The organism is Streptomyces sp. MnatMP-M17, assembly GCF_900091995.1.
Taxonomy (GTDB): domain Bacteria; phylum Actinomycetota; class Actinomycetes; order Streptomycetales; family Streptomycetaceae; genus Streptomyces.
Map to the genome: position 1 here is coordinate 1 of NZ_FMDK01000572.1, position 5,848 is coordinate 5,848.

A 5,848-nucleotide genomic window follows, 5' to 3' on the forward strand; every position below is an offset into this window, starting at 1 on the left:
GACGCGCTGTCCGAGCCGCCGGCCGGACTGCTGTCCGCCGCGGCGGCCCGTCGCAGGGCGTCCTGGAGGGCCTCCTGCGCCTTGCCGTACGCCGCCCAGTCCTGCTTCGCCAGCGCCGCCTCACCGTCGTCGTACGCCTTCTGCGCGTCGGCGATGGCCTGTTGGAGCGCCGTGTAACCGGTCGCGGGCGGCTTGGTGGTGTCGCCGTCGGACGGTGGCGGTGTCGTGACCGGCGGCTCGGAACTCTCCTCGCCGAACACGGCGTTGAGCGCCTCGCCCAGGCTGTCCTTGAAGACGGGCTTGCCTCCGTAGGAGACGGCCACCTTCTTCAGCAGCGGATAGTTGGCGCTGCCACCGCGCGCGTATACCGGCTCGATATAGAGGAAGCCGCCTTCGAGCGGCACGGTCAGCAGATTGCCGTACTCGATGTCCGAGTCGGTGCCTCTCAAGTTCCTGACGAACTCGGCGACTTCGGGCACACCGTTCAGCTCGCTCTGTACCTGCTGCGGGCCTTGGACGGTCGAGGTCACTCTCAGCACTCTGATCTTGCCGTAGTCCGCACTGGTCGCATCCGCGTCCACCGCCATGAACGCACCGAGGTTGGGGCGTCCGTTGGGCGTGAAGGTCGTCGTCAGCGAGAACCTCTGATCGTCCTGACCGGGCATCTTGAGGCTCAGATAGTACGGCGGGACCGCGCTGCTGTTCTTGTTGGTCGGATCGTTCGGCACCTGCCACGCGTCACTGCCGCTGTAGAACTGCGCGGGGTTGGTGACGTGGTAGCGGGTGAGCAGCTCGCGCTGCACCTTGAACATGTCCTGCGGATAACGAAGATGGGCCAGCAGATCGGGATCGATCCGGTCCCGCGCCTTCACCGTGCCGGGGAAGGCCTTCATCCAGGTCTTGAGCACCGGGTCCTCGGTGTCCCACTGGTACAGATTGACCGTGCCGTCATAGGCGTCGACGGTGGCCTTCACCGAGTTCCGGATGTAGTTGACCTGGTTCTGCTGTGCGACGACCGCGCGCTGGTTGTCGGTCAGCGAGTCGGCCGTGGTGTCGCCCAGCGTCGTACGGGACGCGTAGGGGTAGCCGTTCGTCGTGGTGTACGCGTCCACGATCCACTGGATACGGCCGTCGACCACGGCGGGATAGGCGTCGCCGTCGATCGTCAGCCAGGGCGCGACCGCCTCGACGCGCTCCTTGGGCGTGCGGTTGTAAAGGATGCGCGAGCCGTCGCCGATGGCGCCGGAGTAGACCATCTGCGGCTCGCTGAAGGCCACGGCGTATGCCGCGCGGTTCAGCGGATTGGAGAGATCGACTCCGCTCTTGCCCGCGTAGCTCGTGGTCTGCTCGCCGTTCTTCTCGTAGTCGAGCTCCTTCTGCGGGCCGCCCACGATCGAGTACTGCTCGGTCTTCTCGCCGTAGTAGATCCGCTGCTCGTACTTGTCGAGCTGGCCGCTCGTCGGCAGACCGGACTCGGTGAATTCGGGAGCGCCGACCGTGCCCTTGTTCTCGTCGGTCACGGTGTTCGTGCCCTTGGAGGCGATCGCTCCGTACCCGTGCGTGTAGGTGAAGTGGTCGTTGATCCAGTTGCGCTTGGGGATACCCGTGATGTTCAGCTCGCGCAGACCGACGACCGTGTCCTGGATCTTGCCATCGGCATCGGTGTACCGGTCGACGTCCAGCGTGGCCGGGAACTGGTAGTACTTACGCTCCTGCTGAAGCTGCTGGAACGCGGGCGAGACCACATTGGGGTCGACCAGCCGGTAACTGGCCGCGGAGTCGGCCGCCTTGCGCTGATCGGCCTTCTTGGCCGGATCGCCCTTGCCCTGGTAGTCCTGCACATCGGCGTCGTCGATGCCGTACGCCGCGCGCGTGGCGTCGATGTTCTTCTTGATGTACGGCGCTTCCTTGGCCTGCTCGTTCGGCTGGACCTGGAACTTCTGCACGATCGCCGGGTAGAGACCGCCAATGAGGATCGCCGAGAGCACCATCAGACCGAAGCCGATCACCGGAAGCTGCCAGGTGCGGCGCCAGAGCGTCGCGAAGAACAGCACGGCGCAGATGACGGCGATGCAGAAGAGGATCGTCTTCGCCGGGAGATAGGCGTTGGCGTCCACATACCGCAGTCCGGTCCAGCTGCCCGCGGCCTTGAAGTCACTGGCCTTCACGGCCAGCCCGTACCGGTCCAGCCAGTACGCCACGGCCTTCAGCGAGACGAAGACACCGATCAGCACCGACAGATGGCCGGTGGCGGCGGCCGTGGCGCGCGCACCCGGGCTGGTGATCCGCAGCCCTCCGTACAGATAGTGCGTCAGCGCGGCGGCGATCAGCGACAGCACGGCGGCGGCGAAGCCGAAGGCCAGCAGAAAGCGGTACCAGGGAAGATCGAACGCGTAGAACGACACGTCCATCTTGAACTGGGGGTCCTTCTGGCCGAAGGGCACTCCGTTCACCCACATCAGCCAGGTGCGCCACTGGCCGGAGGCGGAGGCGCCGGCGATCAGCCCGACCAGCGCGGTGATCGCCAGAAGCACCCACTTCTTGTACGGTGCGATCCCCATCCGGTACCGGTCGAGGTTCTGCTGCTCCATCGACATCGCGCTCAGCGGCGGGCGCAGCCGGTGCGCCAGCCAGATGTTCAGACCCACGGCCAGGGCCATCAGCAGCCCGAAGACGGCGAAGAGACCGACCTTCGTCCAGAGCGTGGTCGTGAAAACCGATGAGTACTTCACCGAGCGGTACCAGAGCCAGTCGGTCCAGAACCCGGCGAACATGACGAAGAGCATGGCCAGCACGGCCAGCGCTCCCAACGTCATGAGCAGGGTCCGGGCCCGACGGGACGGCCGGCCCACTCTGATCCGTGGCCCGGTCGGGCCTCCGCCGCGGTCCGGCATCTGGAAAGCCAACGTGCGCACCTCGAAGTTCGCGGTCGTGTTTCAGCGTGTGAAGCGGGCCCCAGCGATCGTAGGACCCACTCATGCAACTTACTGAGGCTTTACCTAGTTCCCGCACCGGGGTCCGAAGGAGGCAGGATATCGACCATGTCCAACGTCTCTCCCTCAGGTACACCCATGGCCGCGAGCCCGCTGACCCGCGCGGTGCTCGAAATCGACGAGTACGCGTCGGGGCTCGGCTGGGACCAGCCGGCCCGGCTCTTCGCGCTCGTCGACACCGCGCGGCTGCGCACCGACGAGCCGGAGCTGGCCGCCCAGCTCGGTCTCGACGACGGCGGCGCGGTCGCTCCGCTCACGCCCATCGAGCAGGACGAGATCCCGTCCGGCACTCCGCTGGACGAGTTCCTCGGCACCATCGCCTGGCCCGGGGCGGTGGTGGGCTGCGCGATGACGGTGGAGCGGCTGATGCTGCCGCCGTCGGCGGAGGCGTCCGTACCGGACGGTCTTGACGACGCAGGGCTCGCCCGGTGGGTCTCCGCCCATCCGGAGCGCCAGGAGGTCCGGATGACGGTCGCCGTGCTGCGTGACGGAGCCCGCGAGTCGGCCCTGCGGCTGCGCGAGAAGGACTCGCCGAGCGAGGTGCTCACGGGCTCGGGACTGGTGCCGGGCCTGGCCGAGGCCCTGGCGGCCACGTTCGAGGCATAGGCCAGGGCCCGGTGGTGGAGACGGCCGGTCAGCCTGCCGAACAGCTCGGCAGACCGGCCGTGTCCCCGTCGCGGATCTTGTTCAGTGACTTCCTGGCGTCGTCGATCGTCTTCACCTTCACCAGGGTGAGGCCGGCCGGGATGTCGGAGGCCGCCGCCGCGCAGTTCTGCTCCGGCGTGAGGAAGTACTCGGCGCCCGCGCCGCGCGCGCCGACCAGCTTCATCTCGATACCGCCGATCGGGCCGACCTGGCCCTGGTCGTCAATCGTGCCCGTACCTGCGACGAACTTGCCGCCGGTGAGCGCGCCGGGCGTGAGCTTGTCGACAATGCCGAGGGCGAACATCAGCCCGGCGCTCGGGCCGCCCACATCGGCGAGCTTGATGTCGACGTTGAACGGGAAGGTGTGGTCGGTCCCGGCCGTGATACCTACGACCGCGCGGTCGCCCTCCTCGGACCTCTGTGTGGTCAGCGTGATCCGCTCGATGCCCTCGGGCTCCTTGCCGAGCTTCTCCGCAGCCTTCGCGTCCGCCACGGGGATGATGCCGAAGATGACGTCCTCACCGGGCTTGTGCTTGGTGACGAGCCGGGCGACATCAGCGGGCTCCCGCACCGGCGAACCGTCCACCTGCTTGATCACATCACCCGCGTGCAACGTGCCCTCGGCGGCGCCGTCCTTGATCACCGAGGAGACGACGGTGCGCGATGAGACCGGGATGTCCAGTTCCTTCAGGGCGGCGACCTTGGCGCTCTCCTGGGACTGGCTGAACTCCTCGGCGTTCTCCTGGGTGGACTGCTCCTCCGTCTTGCCGTCCGGATAGAGCGTGTCGTGCGGCACCACGACGTTGTCGTGTGCCAGCCAGCCGTAGACCGCCTCCACGATGTTCATCTTGTAATCCGCGCCCGTGACCCTGACCGTCGTCATATTGAGATGCCCCGACGTCGGATAGGTCTTGTGCCCGGAGATCTGAAGTACCGGTTCTCCACGGGCGTTGCCGAGCGTGTTCACCGTCGGTCCCGGGCTCATCTCCGAATACGGCACTTTGATGAGCACTCCCGCGCAGAGCAGCGCGATGAGGATGAGGGTGGAGGCGAGCATCGTCGCGGTGCGGCGTGGCATGGAACGACAGTACGGTAACCGTCCCTCTGTGCACCGCTGGGGCCGTCCGTACGGGGCTGCGCGCGGATCGGCGCAGCGAATGCGTACGGGCGGCTGCCACGGCGTCCGACGTCAGAACCGATCCGGACCGGAATGCGCCTTTTCCATGGCATCACGGAACCGGGCATAGCCATTCAGCTCGGCGATATCCCCGACCGTGCGATCTCTTGCGGCCCAGCTTCCCCATATCGCCGCGCCTACGGCGGCGAATAGCGGAATCAACAACCAGGCGAGTGCGGCCATACCGACCTCCCGACGTACATGAGCGTCCGTGAACTGACCGATCAGCAGATTAACCATCTGCTGAGACAACGCTGCTGGCAGGGGTGCGGTTACGCAAATCGGGCCGTCCGCGACCGACCAGGTTTCAGGCCGGTCCCACCGCGGCAGGACGCCCGGCGGTGGTTCTCTCCGGGCCCTTCAACGAGGCGCTACGCGCCCACCCGCCCAACCCGTCACCCGGCCACCACCCCCCAACGAGGCGCTACGCGCCCACCCGCCCAACCCGTCACCCGGCCACCACCCCTCAACGAGGCGCTACGCGCCCACCCATTCCTCGGTGCCGTCGGAGAACTTCTGGTGTTTCCAGATCGGGACCTCGTGCTTGAGGTCGTCGATCAGCTTCCGGCAGGCCTCGAACGCCTCGGCCCTGTGCGGGCAGGAGACCGCCACCACGACCGCCAGATCTCCTACCTCCAGATCGCCCACTCGGTGGACGGCCGCCAGCGCCCGCACCGGATGGCCGGCGACGATCTTCTCGGCCACGCGCCGCAGCTCCGCCTCCGCGGAGGGATGACAGGAGTAGCCGAGGGTGTCCACATCGGCGCCGCCGTCATGGTTGCGCACCGTACCGACGAAAAGGGCCGTACCGCCCGCGGCGTCGTCCCCAACCGCGCGGAAGACCTCGTCGACGGTCAGTGGAGTGTCGCGGATCGCCAGCAGGCGGATGGGATCCTGTCCCGCCTGCTCGCCCGGATGGGAATGCGTGCTCGCCATGGTCCCCATCGTGCCGTACGCCACTGACATCCAGGAACGGCGCGTACGGTCCGTACGGCCGCTCCGGCCGACGGCCTCGCGTCAGCGGCCCGTGTCA

General features: G+C 67.3%; 5 protein-coding genes. 1 reads left to right on the forward strand and 4 read right to left on the reverse strand.

Going from position 1 to position 5,848, the window contains the following annotated elements:
• The coding region (locus GA0115259_RS24655) for a UPF0182 family membrane protein (RefSeq protein ID WP_176732640.1) at positions 1 to 2,894 on the reverse strand (2,894 nt) is incomplete at its 3' end.
• A gap of 147 nt (positions 2,895 to 3,041) precedes the next feature.
• Between GA0115259_RS24655 and GA0115259_RS24660 the strand changes: the two genes are divergently transcribed.
• Positions 3,042 to 3,599: a PPA1309 family protein gene (locus GA0115259_RS24660; protein WP_093601094.1), complete on the forward strand. Its 558-nt coding sequence runs from the start codon at positions 3,042 to 3,044 to the stop codon at positions 3,597 to 3,599.
• Positions 3,600 to 3,627: 28 nt separating this feature from the next.
• Here the strand turns inward: GA0115259_RS24660 and GA0115259_RS24665 are convergent, their stop codons facing one another.
• The 3 genes from GA0115259_RS24665 to GA0115259_RS24670 all read right to left on the reverse strand — a co-directional run bounded on the left by GA0115259_RS24665 (position 3,628) and on the right by GA0115259_RS24670 (position 5,751).
• Positions 3,628 to 4,716 carry a YlbL family protein gene (locus GA0115259_RS24665; protein WP_093601096.1) on the reverse strand — a complete coding sequence of 363 codons (1,089 nt, stop codon included), beginning with the start codon at positions 4,714 to 4,716 and terminating at the stop codon, positions 3,628 to 3,630.
• A 111-nt stretch (positions 4,717 to 4,827) separates the two neighbouring features.
• Complete coding sequence (locus GA0115259_RS40555; RefSeq protein ID WP_176732639.1) at positions 4,828 to 4,998, reverse strand: hypothetical protein; 171 nt, start codon at positions 4,996 to 4,998, stop codon at positions 4,828 to 4,830.
• Between the two features lie 294 nt (positions 4,999 to 5,292).
• Entirely contained in the window at positions 5,293 to 5,751 is a 459-nt protein-coding gene (locus GA0115259_RS24670) for a molybdenum cofactor biosynthesis protein MoaE (protein ID WP_093601098.1), read from the reverse strand.
• Between the last annotated feature and the right edge of the window lie 97 nt (positions 5,752 to 5,848).